The 1242-nt window shown below is 65.9% G+C and carries 1 protein-coding gene and 1 pseudogene; both read left to right on the top strand.

The window, feature by feature from the left end; all coding sequences use genetic code 11:
* The coding region (locus A5779_RS30275; RefSeq protein WP_165609847.1) for a tyrosine-type recombinase/integrase at positions 1–663 on the top strand (663 nt) is incomplete at its 5' end.
* A pseudogene (locus tag A5779_RS30270) lies at positions 650–1242 on the top strand (tyrosine-type recombinase/integrase); the annotation flags it as partial. The gene A5779_RS30275 and the pseudogene A5779_RS30270, both read left to right, overlap by 14 nt.

The raw sequence follows: 1242 nt of genomic DNA, 5'->3' as shown, positions 1-1242 counted from the left end.
AACGCCATCTTGGATGCCTGCAGTGTCCAGACAGTCTCCGGTGAGTGGTCGGGCGGCGGGGCGGGGCTGCGTGACCGCTTGTTCTTCGCCGTGCTGGCCGAAACCGGGATGCGGCTCGGTGAGGCGTTGTCGTTGCGCCACAGTGATTTTGATATTGCCGGTGGCGGTACCCCATCGGTGATGGTGGCGGGCCGTGATGATCATCCGCACGGGGTGCGCGCGAAATCGGGCCCGCGCCGGATTTACATCGGCGACGATCTGGTCGCCCTCTACACCGAGTACGTGTGGCAGTTGGTGGCCGCCGGCGCGGATGTCACGGTCGGCGATCTGGCGTCGTGTTTCGTGTTTGTCAACCTGGTGCGAGGCGTGCGCTATGCCCCGCTGCGACCGGAAACCATCTACGACAAGGTGGATCTGATCACCGCGCGCCGAACCGGCGTGCTGCCTGAGCAGTGGACGCCGCACTGGCTGCGCCACACCCACGCCACCGCGTTGTTGCTGGCTGGGGTGGATGTGCATGTGGTGATGCGTCGTCTCGGTCACGCCGACGTGCAGACCACGTTGTCGACCTACGGGTGGGTGACCGCCGACGCCGAGATGCGCACGCTGGCCGAATGGAAGAACTATGTCGCTGGGTGGAAGGTGAACCGTGACGGGCAATGACAGTCCTGCACCAGCGCATACCCCACCGACGCGCGGTGCCGCCGGGGATCGGTGGACACAGCAGTGGCAACAAGTGCCGCCGCAGTGGCGCAGGCTGGTCTATCACCTGGATACCGGCCCGGCCAACACGGTCTTTCAGCGCAACCCGCGCTACCGGCCCACCCCGGACGGCCACGACTTCACCCCGCAGGGTGTGCCGCAACGGTTGTGCGAGGAGCTCGCGTGGTGGGTGTGGCTGTGTGGACACGAAGAACGTCGCAAGATCGAACCGTCGCTGCTGAAATGGACCAGCGGTGCACTGAGCATCGCCGCCGCCGACTACCACCAACGGCACCGGCGTTACCCGGTCAGTGTCGCTGATCTGAGCGCCGAGGCCATCGTGCGTCACGGGGTACGCGAGTTCGAGCGCCGCACCGGTCGGCTGCCCTCGGCCGGGTTTCGGCGCAACGTGGCCAGTTTCATCGAGCACCTGCACCTGTACGTGTCGGTCCGCTGCACCGACCGGCCATGGTGGGCTCATGACATCTGGGATCTGGACGCTGATCCCAGAATCCCGCAGCGTGAGCACGAACCCTGCCA

Origin of the sequence: Mycolicibacterium peregrinum (assembly GCF_001665625.1) — a bacterium.
Lineage (GTDB): Bacteria > Actinomycetota > Actinomycetes > Mycobacteriales > Mycobacteriaceae > Mycobacterium > Mycobacterium peregrinum_B.
Note: the sequence above shows the minus strand (reverse complement) of the source record. Positions and strands in the feature narration are given on the sequence as shown.